This window comes from Flavobacterium sp. AK-301 (genome assembly GCF_058310215.1).
Window position 1 is genome coordinate 427,984 of record NZ_JBZEES010000002.1, and the last position, 20,980, is coordinate 448,963.

The following is a 20,980-nucleotide window of genomic DNA, read 5'->3' on the forward strand; positions in this document are numbered from 1 at the left end:
GATTATTGAATTAAAGATTCAGTAAATACTGTAAATTAATAATGGTTTGATTAAAATTATTCAGTGCTATAATATAATTTGTCTGAACACTGATTGCTGTTTCTAAGCTCTGTATATATTCCACATAGGAAATACTGCCATTATAATACCCTCTACTTGCATTATCTGTAATACTCTGAGCATTAGGTAAAGCAATGGTTTCATAATACTGGATAAGTTTTTCATAAGTATCTAACTGCTCCGTCTGCTGATTATAGTTTCCTTTTAATTGTGATTGCAAGAACTCTACATTTTTTTGTTCTCTTTCTATAGAAATTTTTGATGCTTTTATTCTAGAAACAGTACTTCCTGCAAATATAGGAATAGACATTCCTGCTGTAAACGCGTGAAATTTGGGTTTGCTGTCATAATAGACGGTTTCTCCATTCACTTCCTGATCTCCCACCATAGACTCAATAGAATAGCCTATTTTAAAATCAGGTAATAATATCGAGCGTTCTACCTTTTTATTGGTTTCTGCTATTGCTACCTGTTGTGAAGCCAGTTTCAGAGAAATATTCTGTTTAATACGACTACTGTCTGCCAGAATTATTTTTGGTAAAGCCACAAAGGAAGTATCACTGATAACAAAATCATCTTTTGCTGCCATCAGTATTTTCAGTTTTGACTGTTCTACAAAAAGTAAAGCATCATTTTGTCTCACCTGCTGCATTAATTCCTGTTGTTTTACAACTGCTGTGGTCTGCTCTAACAAATTTGTCTCTCCTGTTTTATATTTTAGTGTAGCTGCTCTTACAAACTGTTCCATCATCTTATTCTGCTTTTGTAATAGTTTATTCAGCTGCTGATAATATAATATTGCATTCCAGGATTGTCTGATATTATAGGTTGTCTCCTGTCTGATAAATTCTAACTGCAGATTACTATTCGTACTGTTCTCATTCAAAAGCTTTCTTTTCGCACTAAATAAAAAAGGACTAAAACTTTGAGAAACACTAAAACTTTTATCATTTTTGGCTATTGAATTATTTTGTCCAAACTTACCTTCAAAATCAGTCTTTGGCATTTCAAAAGCAGTACTTCTTAACTGAGACTGTACTCTAGTGTCTAAAATACCTGCCTGAATCTGCTGATTATTTTTTAATCCCAGTTCAATTGCCTGAGGCAACGTTAATATTGGTTTTTCCTGTGCCTGAACAGAAACGGATAATGATAAAAATAAAACAACAGATACAATCGGTTTTACAAGTTTACCTGAACCCTTAATTCCTTTTTCAAAATAATAATACAATATAGGTAAAACAATCAGAGTTAATAGTGTAGCTGTAATCAGTCCTCCAATAACTACGGTTGCTAACGGTTTCTGTACCTCTGCTCCTGCTGTTGTACTCAGTGCCATTGGCAAAAAGCCTAACGAAGCTACTGCTGCTGTCATAATAACAGGTCTTAATCTAACCTGCGTACCTATTCTGATACGTTCCATAATATCTTCCATACCCTCTTTTTTTAACTGATTAAAATAACCAATAAGTACAATCCCATTCAATACGGCAACTCCAAACAGCGCAATAAACCCTACTCCGGCAGAAATACTGAAAGGCATACTTCTCACCCACAGTGCAAACACTCCTCCAATAGCCGATAACGGAATTGCAGTAAAGATCAATAAGGATTGTTTTACTGATTTAAAAGTGAAATACAACAGAATAAAAATCATCAATAAAGCAACAGGAACTGCTACTGCTAAACGATCACTGGCTTCTTTCAGATTTTCAAACTGTCCTCCATAAGTTATATAGTAACCTACCGGTAATTTTAATTTTTGGTCTAATCTCTGCTGGATCTTTTCCACTACAGTTTTAATATCCGCACCCCGTACATTAAATCCAACTACAATACGGCGTTTTCCGTCTTCTCTGCTAATCTGCATCGGACCATCTTCATAATCAATATCAGCCACCTGTTCTAACGGAATCTGACTTCCTGAAGGTAAGGTAATGAAAAGCGATTTCAGATCACCTATATCTCTACGACTGTCTTTTGCAAGACGTAAAACAATATCAAAACGTTTTTCTCCTTCATACACCACACCTGCTGCTTCTCCTGCAAAACCAACTCGAATCACCCGATTCAAATCACCTACATTCAACCCGTATAATGCTAATTTATCTTTGTTATAACGTACTGTTATCTGTGGTAATCCCGTAATTCTTTCTGCCTTTGCATCCGTAACACCTTCAATATTAGAAATTAGTTTTAAAACCTCTTCCCCTTTACTTGCCAATACTTCGATATCTTCTCCAAAAATTTTAACAGCAACATCACTTCTAACTCCGGTCATCAATTCATTAAAACGCATCTGAATAGGTTGTGAAAACTCAGTAGTAGCACCCGGAATCTCCTCTAATGCTTCCTCCATCTTCATCATCAGTTCCTCTTTTGTTTTTGCCGAAGTCCATTCTTTTTTATCTTTTAAAATAATGATCATATCTGCTGCTTCAATAGGCATCGGATCTGTTGGGATCTCAGCACTACCTATTTTTGAAACGATCATTTTGATCTCCGGAAACTTTGCTTTTAATATCTGCTCCGCCCTGGTCGTTGTTTCAATTTCCTGTGACAATGAGCTTCCCGATGATATAATTAAATGGGTCGCTATATCCCCTTCATCCAGCGTTGGAATAAACTCTCCTCCAAGACGATTAAAAGTAAACAGAGCTACCACAAATAAGGCTACTGCTATTCCCAGTACTGCAACTTTTACAGTTAATGCTTTCTCTAATATCGGTGCATAAATACGGTGTAGACCATTTATGATCTTATCGCTAAAATTAAGTTTATGTCCGGTCTGTTTTTTAAGTACTAAAGAACTCATCATAGGAACATAAGTCAGTGAAAGTAAAAAGGCTCCTAAAATGGCAAAAGAAACCGTTTGTGCCATTGGTCCGAACATTTTTCCTTCAATCCCGACCAGAGCTAATATCGGCAGATATACGATCAGAATTATGATCTCGCCAAAAGCAGCACTAGTTCTGATCTTTGAAGAAGCAGTATATACCTCTTCATTCATTTCATCAGTTGTTAACTTTCCTTTTTTGCCCGTCTGGAGTCGATGAATAATTGCTTCCACTATAATGACAGCCCCATCGACAATCAAACCAAAATCGATTGCTCCCAGACTCATCAGATTTCCACTTACACCAAACAACTTCATCATACTGATAGCAAACAACAATGATAACGGAATAACAGAAGCAACAACTAGTCCCGCTCTCCAGTTTCCTAATAATAATACCAAAATAAAGATAACAATCAGCGCCCCCTCTATCAGATTCTTCTGCACTGTACCTATTGCTCTGTCCACAAGTGCCGTTCTGTCCATAAACGATTCAATAGAAACACCTTCAGGAAGAGTCTTTTTAATCTGTTCCATTTTAGACTTTACACGAGTCACTACATCCGCACTATTCGCTCCTTTTAACATCATCACCATACCACTTACCTCTTCGCCTTTTCCATCCTTAGTTACTGCACCATAGCGGATACTGCTGCCTAACTGAACGGTTGCCACATCTCGTATTAAAATCGGAATCCCGTTTTGATTCTTAATGACTATTTTTCCAATATCTTCAAGACTCTCTACCATACCAATACCGCGTATAAAATAAGCATAGGGTTTTTTATCTATAAAAGCACCCCCTGTATTTTCATTATTCAGTTCCAGCGCTGCAAAAATCTCTGCAATAGTAGTATTCATACTGTTCAGTTTATTAGGCTCAACAGCAATTTCATATTGTTTCAGATCTCCTCCCAGAGTATTTACTTCTGCAACCCCCGGCGTTCCTATCAATTGAGGACGTATAATCCAGTCCTGGATTGTACGCAGGTCCATAGCATTAAACTTATCCTCAAAACCTTCTTTAGGATAAACAACATACTGATAAATCTCTCCTAATCCGGTACTTACGGGTGCCAGTTCAGGTCTTCCGACTCCTTTTGGCAACTGACTTTCTGCTTCTTTTAATCGTTCAGAGATCTGAGCTCTTGCCCAGTACAGATCCACATCTTCCTCAAACACAACCGTTATTACACTAAGCCCAAAACGACTTATGGAACGTAATTCTACAATATTGGGAATCGGTTTTACTGCCAGCTCTATCGGGTAAGTAATAAACTTTTCTACTTCGGGAGTAGCTAATGTTGGCGAAGAAGTAATAATCTGCACCTGATTGTTCGTTATATCAGGTAAAGCATCAATAGGCAGATTAGAAAGTGAATAACTTCCCACGGCTATTAAGGCAACTGTAAATAAGCCGATAATAAACTTATTATTAATACTAAAATGAATGACTTTATTTAACATATTTAAAAACTATAGAATGAATAAAAATTTAGAATACACAAAGTCTTTTTATCCAAAGTTTATATACCTATCTGAAACTAAAATAGTTCAGACGATTTTTAAAACAATAATCGGCATGTGTTTCTTTTGGTAAAACTATGCTACAAATAAAAAGGAAACTTGTATAAACCGGCTGTCTTTTGATCAGGTAAACCAAAAAACATTTTGAAACTTTTACAGTATAAAACAAGCCCTACTATTTGTAGAGACTATTTCATACATAATGTTTCTCCTCTCTGATTCGGATCAGAATTAGGAATTCAGACTATAATTGTGGTGGTTGCCAGATACTGGCAAAAAAATGAGAAGAAAATACAAACTGATATTCCATTATTTTACTTTCTATAACCGCAATAGGCTTTTCAATATCAAAACTATTTAATGCTGAAAAGTTAAAAATTTGGCTACCACAGCAGTTACAAATACAAAAAGGAGTACAACTATCAATATGTTGAGAATGATCCTGCTGTTTCAATATAAGCTCTGTAGAACTATCCATATTTTCAGCATCTGCACAAGGAATGCAGGCCAAAGACAGTATATAAACAGATAATATAATTAAAAACCATTTCATAAAGGCAAAAATATAGAAAAGGAATGGGAATTGATAATTTTTAAGATTTTTTTCTTAAAAAAAATACTTTTTTATTTTATTACCGGCATGCGTTCTAACTAAAACTAATATCTCTTTATAAAAAATCCTAATCCGACTCTATAAAATTTTAGGATATAAAAAAACCTCACAGACTATAACCTGTGAGGAATTACTAATATATTTATATTTTATTATTTTACCGGCATATACACATTCTGACCATTTCCTAACATGGTTGCAGGAAGTTTTCCATCCCATTTCTCAATCCACATCTGTTGCAATAATAATGGAGATATTGTTTGTTGCTTTAAGCGGTAGGTTTCTGCCTCTGCTTTTGCCATAGTAAGCATAGAAGATGCGTTACCTTCTGATTCTGCAATCTTAATCTTTGCTTCTGCTTCTGCCTGTTTTACTTTATTTTCTGCCATTAACGCCTGCTGAACAGCATTGTTCTTCGCTTCAATTGCTATTTTAAATGTTTCAGGATAGACCAAATTAGAAGTAAACTGTTGCATGACAAAACCTTCTTTCAAAAGCTGATCATCTAATATTCTTCTCACTTTTATTTCAAATTCTTCTCTGTTACTGATCAGAGCTTCTGCTGAATATTGATTAGTTGCTAATCTAAAAGCATCATATACTGCTGTTTTTAAGAAACCTTCTTCAATCTGAGGTAAACTTTTTCTGTATTTAGCAAAAATAATAGGCACTTTTTCTCTCTGAACAGAATAGTTAATAATAGGAGATACACTAAATTCTGAACCATCTTTAGAATTAACAATAAAAGACTCATCCCCGGAATATTCTTTGTGTTGAATAAATGTCGGAAACTCGTAAATCTTGGTTGAATAAGTATTATAAAACACCCATCCCGTAACCTCTGTAACGTCATTTACCCCTTTATCTGTTCCATACATATTTACTTTTACACCTACATGTCCCGCATCAATCCTACTGCACCCTACCGGCTGAAGAATTAATACAAGAACTAAAATAACAATACTTACAATAATTTTTACAGTTTTACTTTCTTTACTTACTATGCTCATTTTTTTATATAAATTATATTACCTGAGCAAGATACTTTATTTTTAATTATATTCTACTGTCTATATATTTTTATATATCCTTTTAATTAACTCTACAAAAAACAACAGGATGCTTAAAATATATTTCTGTTGACAACTGAAGACAGCTGTTATTTTTTATTAATTGTAAATTTAATATCATATTCCAGCTTATCAACAAAGGCCAATAACCTGTTTAATGATATAGTCTGCTTTTCATTCAGCCATTCTGATACTATTTTTTCAGGAATTCCTAAACTCTCTGAAAATTCTTTTTCAGTAAGACCTGATTTTTCAAGTAAATCATTCAAAATTATTTTTCCAAAACGTTTATCGACTACTTTCCCCATTCTTTACCTTTAATTTTTAAATTATGAAATTATTTCAATAGCATCCTCTTAACCCTGTTTTTAAATCTTATTGTGATTAACTTTATAAACACTTTACGCATCAAATAAATCTATCTTTTTTATTTATTTGTATTTTATATACTTTTTAATCTTTAATCTAGCACTATCATTAGAGTAAATATATTATGTTATTTTTAGTTAAAAAATAAGTTTTTATCATTATTTTTACAAATATAATTGTATTATAGCATTTATTCATTCTCTAAAAAATAAATCATCTTACATAAAAATAATTTATTCTATTTTAAGTTTGGTATATTTGTTTTGATAAAATTTAAAATATGAGAGTAAAAAAAGACGTTGTAAGAAAATCTCGTTTAGAGAAAGGATATTCACAGGAATATATAGCAGCTATTCTAAATATTTCTCAATCTAAATATTCAAGATTGGAAGCAGGGGAAACACCTTTTAATATGTCTGAACTAAGTGAACTGATTGACATATTAGATCTCAATCCGTTAGAAGCTCTGGATTTTACAGAAAAACAACAAGTCTTTATAAATTCTTCTTATTCCGGTAATATTAACTCTACTATCAGCGGAATGGATATAGATGCTTTAAGAAGAATAATTCGGGAAGAATTAAAAAACTTCAAAAAATAAAACTTCATCCGATTTTATATTAAAAAAGGCTCTTTTAATTATTGTTATTAATTTCAGAATAGAATTATACTTTTTGCTTCATCTTAAAATATCTGAAAGTTGATTAAACTCTTCCTCATTCTGTTTCTATTAATAACTTATAATTTAAAAGATATTTTTTATGCTTACGTTTTAACGTAAGCTATCTTTTTGATTTTTTATATCATTTCAAAACGAAATAATTCTCTAAAAACAAAAAAACCTTACTGTTTCCAGTAAGGTTTTTTTTGTGAAGGCAGAAGGATTCGAACCTTCGACCGCCTGCTTAGAAGGCAGGTGCTCTATCCAGCTGAGCTATGCCTCCATTTTGGTCGGGGTGGCAGGATTCGAACCTGCGACCTCCTGGTCCCAAACCAGGCGCGATAACCGGGCTACGCTACACCCCGAATTGCAAAAAAAGCGGAGAGACAGGGATTCGAACCCTGGCGACGGTTACCCGTCGACAGATTAGCAATCTGCTCCATTACCACTCTGGCACCTCTCCTAAAACTTGTAAGAACTTATCTTGTTTTGCGGTTGCAAATGTAGCTTTTACTTCCATTACTTACAACTCTTTTTGCCTTTATTTTTTATTTTTATCTACAATATTTTTAAAGACATTAAAAATCAAGCTCATAGGAATAAAAATAATTTGTTCTTTAGTTTAAAAGTTCAAAGTTTAAAGCTTTAAAACAGACTAAAATGCCACCCTACCTTTCAGACACCCCTCCTGTAGAGGGAAAGCCGTATTATCATTATTACTAATAATATTTTACCTCTCACAAAAATTTTCAATTAATAATTATCAACTGTAATTTTATTTAATATCTTAGTAAAAATGGTTAAATTCGCAACTTCAACAAACAATCAACTTCATATTATGAACAAAAAAATTGTAATCGTTTCTGCTGCAAGGACTCCTATTGGTAGTTTTATGGGAGCATTATCAACAGTACCTGCTACCCAATTAGGTGCAATAGCAATAAAAGGCGCTTTAAATAAAATCAATTTAGATCTAAAACTAATAGATGAAGTACTGATGGGAAATGTTGTACAGGCAGGTGAAGGACAAGCTCCTGCCCGTCAAGCAGCATTGTTAGCCGGACTTTCTACTGATGTTGTGTGTACTACTATCAATAAAGTATGTGCTTCGGGTATGAAAGCAGTAATGCAAGGTGCTCAAGCCATCCTTAGTGGCGATGCAGAAATTGTTGTTGCCGGAGGTATGGAGAATATGAGCATGATTCCTCATTATATCCATTTAAGAAACGGATATAAATTTGGTACTGCCTCTATGATCGACGGAATGCAGAAAGATGGATTGACTGATGCTTATGACAATAATGCAATGGGAGTTTGTGCTGACTTATGCGCTTCTGAATATAAAATATCCAGAGAAGAGCAGGATACTTTTGCCATAACCTCTTATGAACGTTCTGCCAAAGCCTGGGAAGCCGGAAAATTTGATAATGAAATCGTTCCTGTTCCTGTACCTCAGAGAAAAGGTGATCCAATCATAGTTACTAAAGATGAAGAATTTACCAACGTAAAACTAGACAAAATTCCTTCTCTCAATCCTGCTTTTACAAAAGATGGAACGGTAACAGCTGCCAATGCTTCTACCATCAATGATGGAGCTGCTGCAGTAATCTTAATGACAGAAGAAAAAGCAAAAGCTTTAGGATTAACTCCTATTGCTTACATCAAAGGATATGCAGATGCTGCTCAGGAACCAAAATGGTTTACTACAACTCCTGCAAAAGCAATACCAAAAGCACTGGAAAAAGCCGGAATATCTATTAAAGATGTTGACTTCTTTGAATTTAACGAAGCTTTTGCTGTAGTAGGTATTGTAAACTCCAGAATACTGGGATTAAACCCTGATAAAGTTAATGTTAATGGTGGAGCTGTAGCATTAGGACATCCTCTGGGATGTTCCGGTGTAAGAATCATTATCACTTTGATGAATGTTTTAGAACAAAACAAAGGAAAGATTGGAGCAGCGGCTATTTGTAATGGTGGTGGTGGCGCTTCTGCAATTGTAATCGAAAAAATTTAATTCTTGAGTGATAAATAAATAAACAACCATCAGGTTATTGACAAAGAATAACTTTTTAAATAACCTGATATACTTGTATCTTTAAAAAATAAATAATGTTTGGAATTTGTAATCTGGCCATAATCCCTTTGAGAATAGAACCTAATGATAGAAGCGAACTAACTTCGCAAGTATTATTTGGCGAACATTTTAAAATAATTGAACAGAGCCAACAATGGTGTAAAATTCAATTATCTTTTGATGGCTATGAGGGATGGATCGATATTAAACAGTTTCAGTTTATTACTGAAGCAGAATACAATCAACTGTCCTCTGATCTGAATGTTTTAAACTCTGATTTGATAGAATACATTACATCTCCAGACAATTTACTAATACCGATTCCTTTAGGAGCTTCACTTACTTTTCTAAATCACAGTAGTATAAACACTGCTAATTATGAATTTGAAGGACTAAAAATAACAGGAATAAAACCTAAACCCAATCTGATTAATACTGCTTTTATGTATTTAAATTCTCCTTATTTGTGGGGAGGAAAAACACCTTTTGGAATAGATTGTTCCGGTTTTACTCAAATGGTCTATAAATTAAATGGCTATAAACTATTAAGAGATGCTTCAGCTCAGGCTACTCAGGGAGAAGCCTTAAGTTTTATTGAAGAGAGTGAACCTGGTGATCTGGCTTTTTTTGACAATGAAGAAGGAGAAATTATACATGTAGGAATGATAATGGATAATAATTATATTATCCACGCTCACGGTAAGGTAAGAATTGACCGGCTGGATCATCTTGGTATCTGTAATGTCGATAACGGAAGGCACACTCATAAATTAAGAGTGATAAAAAAAATTATTTGAGTTTAACTATAAAGTACTAAGATATACTCTAAGCCCACAAAGGTTTTGTTAAAACTAAGATTAAAAACTCTTTATCTTTAAACCTTTGTAACTCTAAACATTAATTATTATTATTATACTAAAATAAAAGTAAAGATGTAACTTCCTCAAAATTATTTTTGGGTACTATATCATGACTAATTAATTACTCCTTTTTAATATTTAGACCTTAATTTTATTAAAATAAATCTTGAAGCCCTTTTTTTAACTAAATTTAAGATAAGCAACTCTATCTGACTCCTTTTTAATTTGTTTGTTTTTTAATTTTTTAATTTATTTGTCCTGGCAAAAAAGACAAAGAGCTACTAATCATGAACAATACCCTTATTATAAAAAATAAAATATTTATTTTAATATTTAGCCTGTATTATATATCATCCTTTTCACAAACCAAAATTTCAGATAATATTATTACTACTCATACTCTAAATGTTAATGCTTTATTAGAGCTGGAAAGTAGTAACAAAGGGCTTTTAATACCTAGAGTAAATCTAATAGCAACTAACAAATCAGAACCTTTAAGCGCTCATATCGCAGGTATGATCGTTTACAATACGGCTGTATCAGGTGCAGCTCCTTATAATACAACACCGGGCTTTTATTATAATGACGGAACAACATGGACAAAAATAGAATCAGAAGGAAAAAACTGGAATAATACAGGGAATATAAATACTCCTGCAAGCACTTCTCCGATCGGTACTGATGCTAACAACCATTTTATAGGTACAAAAGATAATAATGATCTTGTTTTAGCAACCAATAATCTGGAACGTATGCGTATTACTCCAACAGGAAATATAGGTCTGGGAACACTTGATCCAACAAATAAATTACACATAAAAGGTACAAATCCGTTAAAACTGGAAGGGTTAGAACAAGCTACAGAAGACGAAAAAGGGCTTGTTATCGGAACAGACGGAATAGTTAAACGATCAAAAACCTATACTAACCACACTCCATTTTATGCAAAATTAAAAAAAACGCAATATAATCCCAACTATACTCAGCTAACCTATATTGTTTATGGTAAACCGGAACTAACTTCTCCCATCTATAGTTATGATGATACAAAAGGTCATATAACTTTTAATGAACCGGGAATCTATTCAGTAGCCCTACAAGTAACATATAATGCCTCTTCCATTGATCACCGATACATACTAGCAATCGAAGGTATTACCCTACCATCAAAATATTATGGAGAAATAAAACATATATCCAATACTGCAGATAGTTATATAGGTCAATTAATAACATATACTGCTATAGTCAAGATTGAACAGCAAAAAGAAACAATTTCTCTATATCTCTACAGCGGTGGTACTTATTTTACACTATATAAAAGCGATAATATAGCTAATAATATTATCATCAATAAACTATAAACCTCTTACCTGATTCCGAAATACACTATAACAAAATTGTTTTTTAATTATTAAACATAGTAAATCATGATAAAACTTACGTTTTTAAAAATCACTATTATTTTAAACTTCTGTTACACAATATCTACTGCGCAAACCAAAATTTCAGACAACAGTACTCCACATACTTTAAATAATAATGCTCTATTAGAATTAGAAAGTAATACTAAAGGGCTTCTAATATCCAGAGTAAACTTGATTGCAACAGATCAATCGGATCCGCTAAAATCCCATACCATAGGTATGATCGTTTATAATACTGCTGTATCCGGTACAGCTCCTTACAATGTAATGCCCGGATTTTATTATAATGATGGAACAAAATGGATAAAAACAGAAACAGAAGGGAAAAACTGGAATACTACAGGAAATACAAATAGATCTGCTAGTACTTCTCCCATTGGTACTGCTGCTAATAACCATTTTATAGGTACAAAAGACAATAACGATTTTGTTTTAGCAACCAATAATCTGGAACGCATGCGTATTGCTTCAGATGGAAATACAGGTATAGGAACGCTTACTCCAACAAATAAATTACATATAAAAGATATAAATCCTTTAAAACTAGAAGGATTGCAGGAAGCTACAGGTGAAGAAAAAACACTTGTAGCCGGAACAGACGGAGTAGTTAAAATATCAAAAACATCTGCTTATTCTCTATTTCATGCAAAATTAAAAGCAGATCAAACAAAAGGAGCTTCTATAACGACTCTTATTTATAATACTCCCATAGTAACCTCCTCTATTTATTCCTATAATGCTACCACAGGTTACATAACGTTTAATGAAGCAGGAAACTATTTAATAACATTACAAGTTGGCTATACGGGTTTAACTGCCAATAGGAAAACACAATTATTATTAGGCATACAAGGCACAGAAATAATCGATGATAAAGGAAATCTTAAATATTACGGAAGAGCAAGTAATGATATTCAACTCGATGCTACAAGTGATTCTTTTTTAATGACCTATTCCACTGTAGTACTGGTCAAAAAAAATCAAAAATTAAAAATGATTTCCGGTGGTGGTAGTCATACTGTTAAAAAAGATGATTCAGGAGGTACAGGTTCAGGGAACGTTACCAATGTTACTATTAATAAAATATAAAATACATTATAAATCAGTAGTAAGTACTTTTTTACTACTGATTTTTTTATCCTGAAAATAGCCTCTTATATTGAGTTTCCCCATATATATTTCAGAACAATACAATCATCAACATAAAAACCTGAATAATACATTATTATCCAGGTTTTTATAATTCTTTTTTAATATGAAGCCTTATTGTTTTGCTTTCAGCGCATCATATTTAGCATCCCCCTTAGTGGCTCCTGAAGCGTTAATACCATTTAATCTTGGACGGGAACACTGCTCCAGTAAAGTTTTCTTAACCTGACCTTTTTTAGTCACCATAATCACATAGTAACTGTTGATATAGTTATTAGATTTACTATTTCTCGTAAAGAAAAAGCTCCTCAGAGTTGTTGAATATATCTTAAAAAACCTAGTTATTTTTAAATAATAAAAAAATGACTACTTCTGACTACTTTTTTATTTGGCTAACTTCTTTTATTTGAATTCTTTTGCAGTCCAAAAAAATCAACATAACCAACAATGATTAAAACCTCTTATTCAAAAATTGCTATATTAAGTATTATAATAAGTTTATATTATACATCGTCTATTGCACAAACCAAAATTTCAGATAACAATACTGCACGCACTCTAAATAATAATGCCGTATTAGAACTGGAAAGCAACACTAAAGGTCTTTTAATACCAAGAATAAACCTAATAGCAACCAATAAACCGGAACCATTGAACGTTCATACCGCAGGTATACTTATTTATAATATGGCTACATCAGGAACAGTTCCTTATGATGTAACTCCCGGTTTTTATTATAATGACGGAACTAAATGGATAAAAATAGAATCCGAAGGAAAAAACTGGAATAATACAGGAAATATAAACACTCCTGCAAGTACTTCTCCAATAGGTACTATTGCTAACAATCATTTTATAGGTACAAAAGATAATAACGATCTTGTTTTAACAACCAATAATCTGGAACGCATGCGCATTACTTCAAATGGAAATACAGGTATGGGAACACTAACCCCAACGAACAAACTACATATAAAAGATGTAAACCCTTTAAAACTGGAAGGATTACAAGAAGCTAACGGTGAAGAAAAATCACTTGTAGCCGGAACAGACGGAGTGGTTAAAATATCGAAAACATCTGCCTATTCTCTATTTCATGCAAAATTAAAAGAAAATCAAGAGAAAAAAACTCAGTTAATTACCCTTATTTATGATACTCCTATAGTGACTTCGGCTATTTATTCCTATGATGCTATCACAGGTCATATAACGTTTAATGAAGCAGGAAACTATTTAATAACATTACAAGCTGGCTATACAGGTTTAACTGCCAATACGGAAACACAATTATTATTAGGCATACAAGGCACAGAAATAATCGATGATAAAGGAAATCTGAAATATTACGGAAGAGCATCTAACTATGTTAAACATGAATTTACAAGTGATTCTTTTTTAATGACCTATTCCACTGTAGTACTGGTCAAAAAAAATCAAAAATTAAAAATGGTTTCCGGTGGTGGTAGTCATACTGTTAAAAAAGATGATTCAGGAAGTACAGGTTCAGGGAATGTTACTAATGTTACTATTAATAAAATATAATTAATTCTATTTCCCAAATAATTTTAAAAAACTGTTTATTGAGATTTTAAATATATTAGAGAAACAATCAATTAATATAAAAAAGCCTAAATATTATTTAGGCTTTTTTATTTTCAAAGAAAAACTTATTGTTTCGCTTTCAAAGCATCATATTTAGCATCCATATTAAGTGCTCCGTAAACGTTTAATAATGTATTAGAAACATCTGTATTACCAGTGTCTAAATTGTATGCTTTTTCAAGATAAGGTAAAGCGGTTTTATATACATTTTCTCTTTCTTTTTTCAGAACTTCATAACGCTGATTGTCTTTTGCACTATTTCCTAAAGCATTCATTTCATCAACGATTTTTTTCTCACCGTCAAGGTGTAAGATCGCTAAGTTAAGATAAGCCACTAAATACTCTGCATCAATCTCAATTGCTTTTTTATAATAATCAACAGCTTTATCTTTATTTCCAGCCTGTGCACTAATAACACCTAAATTAAAATATAAAGTTTTATCATTTGGATTCTTTAATAAAACCTCTTTGATCAGTGCTTCATATTTATCCATCTGTTTTTCTTCCAGATATAAATTAGCTTCTGTCATTAATAAGTTAACGTCACCCGGATTTGCTTTTCTAGCTTCAACAATCGCTGCTTTTGCTTTTTCTTTATCTCCTTTTTGGTTATAGATCAAAGCAATATTTTTGATGATCTCTGCTTTTTTAGATTCCTCAACAGCAACACCTGCATCTGTATAAGAACCACCCTTAATCATCAGATCACGGGTGTTTTTGTTATTACCAAAATTCTCTACTTCACCGGTAGCTTTGTTTCTTGCTGTATACGTTTTACTTTTTCCGGTAAATCCCAGTTTAGATAACTCTTCATAATATTGAATTGCAGTATCATACTCCTGACCGTTTACGGCACTGGAAGCTGCATAATATAAATAAATAGTGTCTTTTTTATTCAGAGCATAAGCATTAAATAATTTTGCTGCCGCTTCTTTATAATTTTTAGACTCATTATCAGCAATTGCACTATTCACTAAACCACTTCTAACCTGTGTTAATGATGCTTCTGCCTGCTTTGAATACTTGTTTTTCCCTGATTTTTTTTCTATTTCGATCAATTCCTGATACGCTTTAGCTGCATCCTGTAAATTTTTACCGGCTTCCACTTTTTTATTTGCCAAATCAAGATACGTATTTCCTTTTAAGAAATAAAACTGTGCTTTCTGAGCGTCATCAGCATTCGCTATTAAAGCTTCTGCTTGTTGTAAGGTTGTTTTAGCCTGAGCAGAATTTCCACTCTTTAAAGCTTTCTCCGCAGCTTTTAACTCTTCTTTCTGAGCAAAAGAACTTACTGAAATAAAAGCTAATGATGCTAGTATTAGATATTTACTTTTCATGTTTAAATTAAATTTATAGTGTTCCTGTTTATTCCTGAGTTTCTTCTGTATCTGTATCAGGAGTATCTTCTACTCCATCTTCTGAAAATTCAGCAGTATCAACATCAATATCTGGGTTTTCATCCTCTTCCTCACGAATTACTTTTGTAACCGCAGCAATAGAATCATTTCCTTTAATATTGATTAGTCGAACTCCCTGAGTAGCTCTACCCATAACTCTTAAATCAGAAACAGCCATTCTGATCGTAAGTCCTGATTTATTAATAATCATCAAATCATCACTATCTGTTACACCATTGATGGAGATCAGTTGTCCTGTTTTATCTGTGATATTCAGTGTTTTTACCCCTTTACCACCTCTGTTCGTAATTCTGTAATCGTCCAGACTGGAACGTTTACCATAACCATTCTCAGAAACAACAAGAATTTCACTGCTCATATCGTTTACAGAAACCATTCCGATCACTTCATCTTTATCATTACCTAAAGTAATACCACGAACTCCTGAAGCACTACGTCCCATTGGTCTTGTTTTACCTTCTTCAAAACGAACCAGTTTACCGGATTTAACAGCAATTAAAATCTGGCTGTCACCATTCGTTAATTTTGCTTCTAGTAATTCATCATCTTCTTTAATCGTAATCGCGTTAATACCATTTAATCTTGGACGGGAATACTGCTCCAGTAAAGTTTTCTTAACCTGACCTTTTTTAGTCGCCATAATCACATAGTGACTGTTGATATAGTCTTCGTCTTTCAGATCCTGAGTACAGATAAATGCTTTTACTTTATCATCATTCTCAATATTAATCAGATTTTGAATAGCTCTTCCTTTACTTGTTTTAGTTCCTTCAGGAATTTCATAAACACGCATCCAGAAACATTTTCCTTTCTGAGTAAAGAACATCATATACTGGTGATTTGTAGCCACAAATAAATGCTCTAAGAAATCCTGATCTCTTGTAGCCACTCCTTTTTGTCCTACTCCTCCTCTGTTCTGTGTTTTATATTCAGAAAGAGGTGTTCTCTTAACATAACCGGCATGTGAAATAGTAATAACTACATTCTCATCTGCAATTAAATCTTCAATACTTACATCGCCTCCTGCATATTCAATTGTAGAACGACGGTCATCACCATATTTCTCTCTGATCTCAACAAGCTCTTCCTTAATAAGATCCATACGCAATTCTTTGCTTGCTAATAATTCTTTTAAGCGCGTAATTAATTTCATTAATTCTTCATACTCTGCTCTCAGTTTATCCTGCTCCAAACCGGTTAACTGTCTTAAACGCATTTCAACAATAGCACGAGCCTGAAGATCGGAAAGTTTGAATCTTTCTATTAATTTCTCACGAGCTTCTTCTGTATTGCTTGAAGCACGAATAAGAGCAATTACTTCATCTATATTATCAGAAGCAATGATTAATCCTTCTAATATATGCGCTCTTTCTTCTGCTTTACGTAATTCGAACTGTGTTCTTCTAATCACAACATCGTGACGGTGTTCTACGAAATAATGGATCAAATCTTTCAGATTCAGCATTTCTGGTCTTCCGTTCACTAATGCAATATTATTCACACTGAAAGAAGATTGTAGTTGTGTGAATTTATATAATGTATTTAGAACAATATTAGGAACCGCTTCACGCTTTAAGATATAAACGATACGCATACCGTTTCTATCCGATTCATCTCTAATATTTGCAATACCTTCTATTTTCTTATCATTTACCAGATCAGCTGTTTTTTTAATCATTTCAGCTTTATTCACCTGATATGGGATTTCAGTAACTATAATACACTCTCTCCCTTCAATTTCTTCAAAATTGACCTTAGCACGTATTACAACTCTTCCTCTTCCTGTCTTAAATGCTTCACGAACTCCGTCATATCCATAAATAGTACCTCCTGTTGGAAAATCAGGGGCTTTAATATGGTTCATAAGTTCATCTATCTCAATATCATTATTATCAATATATGCTAATGTCCCATCTATAACCTCTGTTAAGTTATGAGGTGGCATATTAGTAGCCATACCTACTGCAATCCCTGATGCACCGTTTATAAGTAAATTAGGTACTCTGGTAGGCATTACCTTAGGTTCATAAAGGGTATCGTCAAAGTTTAACTGAAAATCTACTGTTTCTTTTTCAAGGTCTGCCAAAATGTCTTCTGATATCTTACGCATTCTCGCTTCTGTATAACGCATTGCAGCAGGACTATCTCCATCTACAGAACCAAAGTTACCCTGGCCATCAACTAAAAGATATCTCAAACTCCATTCCTGAGCCATACGAACCATAGCGTCATATACGGAAGTATCTCCATGCGGGTGGTACTTACCTAAAACTTCCCCGACAATTCTTGCTGATTTCTTGTGAGCTTTATTAGCAAAAACTCCTAATTCATACATACCATATAGTACTCTTCGATGCACTGGTTTCAAGCCATCTCTAACATCAGGAAGCGCTCTTGATACAATAACCGACATCGAATAATCGATGTAGGATGATTTCATTTCGTCCTCAATGTTAATAGGAATTAACTTTTCTCCTTCAGACATAAGTATTTATTATTAAAAATTAGTTTAACTTCAAAACGTGCCAATTTACGTATTTATAAGTTTTTTCATCCTATAAATACTGAATAATTTAAAAGATTTATTAACAATCTTAAATGTTAATAAATGAAAAAAATAAATGCTATTAAATTTTTATTTTCAGATAATTTTTTGTCATTTAGCTGACAGCACTAAACTCGAGGAATAGTTTTTGCTTTCATATTGTTATTATTAGTAAATTTATAGTACCAAACTTATTATTATGGATGATAATTTTTCACCAAGAGTAAAAGATGTTATAACCTACAGCAAAGAAGAAGCATTACGCTTAGGCCATGACTTTATTGGCACAGAACATTTGATGTTAGGTATATTGAGAGACGGAAACGGGAAAGCTATTGATATATTAAACAACTTATCGGTTGATTTAGAATATCTTAGAAGAAAAGTGGAAATATTAAGTCCTGCTAACCCAAGTATCGAGCGTAGTAATGAAAAGAAAAATCTTCATTTGACACGCCAAGCCGAAAGGGCTTTGAAAACTACTTTTCTAGAAGCCAAAGTATTTCAGAGCAGCTCTATAAATACTGCTCATCTATTACTTTGCATTCTCAGAAATGATAATGATCCAACTACAAAATTGTTGAATAAACTAAAAATCGACTATGATCTAGTCAAAGAACAATTTCTAAATATGATGACAAACGAAGAAGATTACAACACTGACGACCTTCCGAGAGCAGAATCATTCAGTGACGATCCAGGACAGGACGACGCTTTAAAAGAGGGATCTTTCAATACTCCTCCTAACAAAGCCAACAAAAAATCTAAAACTCCGGTACTGGACAATTTCGGTAGAGATCTTACTGAAATGGCCGAAGAAGGAAAATTAGATCCTGTAGTTGGCAGAGAAAAAGAAATTGAAAGAGTTTCTCAGATCTTAAGCCGTAGAAAAAAGAATAATCCTCTTTTGATAGGTGAACCCGGTGTAGGTAAATCTGCTATCGCAGAAGGTCTTGCACTGAGAATTATCCAGAAAAAAGTTTCACGTATTCTGTTCAATAAAAGAGTGGTAACGCTTGATCTAGCCAGTTTAGTTGCCGGTACAAAATACCGTGGGCAGTTTGAAGAACGAATGAAAGCAGTTATGAATGAATTAGAAAAGAATGATGATATTATTCTTTTTATTGATGAAATTCATACTATTGTAGGTGCAGGCGGAGCTACCGGCTCTCTTGATGCTTCTAATATGTTCAAACCTGCTCTTGCAAGAGGTGAAATCCAATGTATTGGTGCCACTACTCTTGACGAATACCGTCAGTATATTGAGAAAGACGGTGCTTTAGAAAGACGTTTTCAAAAAGTAATTGTTGAACCTACATCAGTAGAAGAAACAATTACAATACTAAACAATATAAAGAACAAATATGAAGATCATCACAATGTAACTTATACTCATGAAGCAATCGAAGCCTGTGTGAAGTTAACAAACAGATATATGTCTGATCGTTTCCTTCCGGATAAAGCTATTGATGCACTGGATGAAGCAGGTTCAAGAGTTCATATTACTAATATTAACGTTCCTAAACAAATATTAGAATTAGAAAGACAACTGGAAGAAGTTCGAGAGGACAAAAACACCGTTGTTAAAAAACAAAAATATGAAGAAGCTGCTAAGCTCCGTGATGATGAAAAACGTCTTGAAAAAGATCTGGCTATTGCACAGGAACAATGGGAAGAAGATTCAAAGAATAACCGTATTGAGGTAACAGAAGATAATGTTGCCGATGTGGTTTCAATGATGACCGGAATCCCTGTGAATCGTATTGCTCAAACAGAAAGCAATAAATTAGCAAAACTATCCGATCTTATTCAAGATAAAGTAATCGGACAAGATGAAGCAGTATTAAAGATTGCGCGCTCTATACAGAGAAACAGAGCTGGTCTGAAAGACCCGAACAAACCGATTGGTTCCTTCATTTTCTTAGGACAGACCGGTGTTGGTAAAACACAACTGGCTAAAGTTCTGGCTAAAGAATTGTTTGATTCTGAAGATGCGCTGATCCGTATTGACATGAGTGAATATATGGAGAAATTTGCTATCTCCAGATTAGTCGGAGCACCTCCGGGATATGTTGGTTACGAAGAAGGTGGACAACTTACTGAAAAAGTGAGAAGAAAACCTTATGCCGTTGTATTACTTGATGAGATTGAGAAAGCACACCCTGATGTGTTCAATATGATGTTACAGGTATTAGACGACGGGTTCTTAACAGACAGTTTAGGACGTAAAATAGACTTTAGAAATACCATTATCATAATGACTTCTAACGTTGGTGCACGCCAGTTGAAAGACTTTGGTCAGGGTGTTGGATTTGGAACATCTGCCAAAGTGGCACAAGCTGACGAACATTCTAAAGGAGTTATTGAAAATGCATTGAAAAAAGCCTTTGCTCCTGAATTTTTAAACAGAATTGATGATGTAATTGTATTCAATCCTTTAGAGAAAGAGCATATCAATGTAATTATTGACATTGAGTTAAATAAATTATATGCCCGTGTTAAAGATTTGGGATATGAATTAAAACTATCTGATAAAGCAAAAAGTTTTATTGCCGAAAAAGGTTTTGATAAACAATTTGGAGCCAGACCTCTAAAAAGAGCAATCCAGAAATATGTTGAAGACGCTTTAGCAGAAAAGATTATTACATCAAAAATTATAGAAGGTGATGAGATCTTTATGGATCTCGACGATGCTTCACAAGAATTGACAGTGGATATTAAAAAAATAGAAAAACCAACCAATGAAAAACCTACTAATTAGTAGGT

Annotated in this window: 14 protein-coding genes and 3 tRNA genes; 7 read left to right on the forward strand and 10 right to left on the reverse strand. The window is 33.4% G+C overall.

Annotation, left to right across the window (positions count from 1 at the left end):
* Window positions 1-10: 10 nt before the first annotated feature.
* From AC4FQX_RS05420 to AC4FQX_RS05435, 4 genes are all read right to left on the reverse strand, one after another.
* Window positions 11-4,363: a CusA/CzcA family heavy metal efflux RND transporter gene (locus AC4FQX_RS05420; RefSeq protein ID WP_491166658.1), complete on the reverse strand. Its 4,353-nt coding sequence runs from the start codon at window positions 4,361-4,363 to the stop codon at window positions 11-13.
* A gap of 304 nt (window positions 4,364-4,667) precedes the next feature.
* On the reverse strand, window positions 4,668-4,976 hold the full coding sequence (locus AC4FQX_RS05425; protein ID WP_491166659.1) for a DUF6660 family protein: 309 nt from the start codon (window positions 4,974-4,976) through the stop codon (window positions 4,668-4,670).
* Between the two features lie 212 nt (window positions 4,977-5,188).
* The gene (locus AC4FQX_RS05430) at window positions 5,189-6,046 is read right to left on the reverse strand and encodes a prohibitin family protein (protein WP_491166660.1); all 858 of its coding nucleotides are present in this window, start codon (window positions 6,044-6,046) and stop codon (window positions 5,189-5,191) included.
* A gap of 149 nt (window positions 6,047-6,195) precedes the next feature.
* A complete protein-coding gene (locus tag AC4FQX_RS05435; RefSeq protein ID WP_491166661.1) occupies window positions 6,196-6,414 on the reverse strand; it encodes a helix-turn-helix transcriptional regulator in 219 nt (72 codons plus the stop codon).
* Window positions 6,415-6,755: 341 nt separating this feature from the next.
* Here AC4FQX_RS05435 and AC4FQX_RS05440 point away from each other — a divergent pair, with 341 nt between their 5' ends.
* Complete coding sequence (locus tag AC4FQX_RS05440) at window positions 6,756-7,076, forward strand: helix-turn-helix domain-containing protein (RefSeq protein WP_491166662.1); 321 nt, start codon at window positions 6,756-6,758, stop codon at window positions 7,074-7,076.
* A gap of 269 nt (window positions 7,077-7,345) precedes the next feature.
* Here the strand turns inward: AC4FQX_RS05440 and AC4FQX_RS05445 are convergent.
* The 3 genes from AC4FQX_RS05445 to AC4FQX_RS05455 all read right to left on the reverse strand — a co-directional run bounded on the left by AC4FQX_RS05445 (window position 7,346) and on the right by AC4FQX_RS05455 (window position 7,599).
* A tRNA-Arg gene (locus AC4FQX_RS05445) sits at window positions 7,346-7,419 on the reverse strand.
* Window positions 7,420-7,423: 4 nt separating this feature from the next.
* Window positions 7,424-7,501 (reverse strand) — tRNA-Pro (locus AC4FQX_RS05450).
* Between the two features lie 14 nt (window positions 7,502-7,515).
* Window positions 7,516-7,599 (reverse strand) — tRNA-Ser (locus tag AC4FQX_RS05455).
* 375 nt (window positions 7,600-7,974) lie between these two features.
* Here AC4FQX_RS05455 and AC4FQX_RS05460 point away from each other — a divergent pair.
* The 4 genes from AC4FQX_RS05460 (at window position 7,975) to AC4FQX_RS05475 (ending at window position 12,589) form a co-directional block, all read left to right on the forward strand.
* The gene (locus AC4FQX_RS05460) at window positions 7,975-9,153 is read left to right on the forward strand and encodes an acetyl-CoA C-acyltransferase (protein ID WP_491166663.1); all 1,179 of its coding nucleotides are present in this window, start codon (window positions 7,975-7,977) and stop codon (window positions 9,151-9,153) included.
* Window positions 9,154-9,248: 95 nt separating this feature from the next.
* Window positions 9,249-10,010: a C40 family peptidase gene (locus AC4FQX_RS05465; RefSeq protein WP_491166664.1), complete on the forward strand. Its 762-nt coding sequence runs from the start codon at window positions 9,249-9,251 to the stop codon at window positions 10,008-10,010.
* A 350-nt stretch (window positions 10,011-10,360) separates the two neighbouring features.
* The gene (locus AC4FQX_RS05470) at window positions 10,361-11,437 is read left to right on the forward strand and encodes a phage tail-like protein (protein WP_491166665.1); all 1,077 of its coding nucleotides are present in this window, start codon (window positions 10,361-10,363) and stop codon (window positions 11,435-11,437) included.
* Window positions 11,438-11,503: 66 nt separating this feature from the next.
* Window positions 11,504-12,589 (forward strand): phage tail-like protein, encoded by a 1,086-nt coding sequence (locus AC4FQX_RS05475; RefSeq protein ID WP_491166666.1) that lies wholly within the window; start codon window positions 11,504-11,506, stop codon window positions 12,587-12,589.
* A 174-nt stretch (window positions 12,590-12,763) separates the two neighbouring features.
* Here the strand turns inward: AC4FQX_RS05475 and AC4FQX_RS05480 are convergent, their stop codons facing one another.
* A complete protein-coding gene (locus AC4FQX_RS05480; protein WP_491166667.1) occupies window positions 12,764-12,895 on the reverse strand; it encodes a hypothetical protein in 132 nt (43 codons plus the stop codon).
* A 201-nt stretch (window positions 12,896-13,096) separates the two neighbouring features.
* Between AC4FQX_RS05480 and AC4FQX_RS05485 the strand changes: the two genes are divergently transcribed.
* Window positions 13,097-14,191 carry a phage tail-like protein gene (locus AC4FQX_RS05485; RefSeq protein WP_491166668.1) on the forward strand — a complete coding sequence of 365 codons (1,095 nt, stop codon included), beginning with the start codon at window positions 13,097-13,099 and terminating at the stop codon, window positions 14,189-14,191.
* Between the two features lie 125 nt (window positions 14,192-14,316).
* On the opposite strand, the gene AC4FQX_RS05490 is transcribed toward AC4FQX_RS05485, so the two are convergent.
* Both AC4FQX_RS05490 and gyrA read right to left on the reverse strand, forming a co-directional pair.
* Window positions 14,317-15,588 (reverse strand): tetratricopeptide repeat protein, encoded by a 1,272-nt coding sequence (locus AC4FQX_RS05490; RefSeq protein WP_491166669.1) that lies wholly within the window; start codon window positions 15,586-15,588, stop codon window positions 14,317-14,319.
* A 28-nt stretch (window positions 15,589-15,616) separates the two neighbouring features.
* Entirely contained in the window at window positions 15,617-18,154 is a 2,538-nt protein-coding gene (gyrA, locus tag AC4FQX_RS05495; RefSeq protein WP_491166670.1) for a DNA gyrase subunit A, read from the reverse strand.
* A gap of 259 nt (window positions 18,155-18,413) precedes the next feature.
* On the opposite strand from gyrA, the gene AC4FQX_RS05500 reads away from it, so the two are divergent.
* Window positions 18,414-20,975 (forward strand): ATP-dependent Clp protease ATP-binding subunit, encoded by a 2,562-nt coding sequence (locus tag AC4FQX_RS05500; RefSeq protein ID WP_491166671.1) that lies wholly within the window; start codon window positions 18,414-18,416, stop codon window positions 20,973-20,975.
* Window positions 20,976-20,980: the final 5 nt, after the last annotated feature.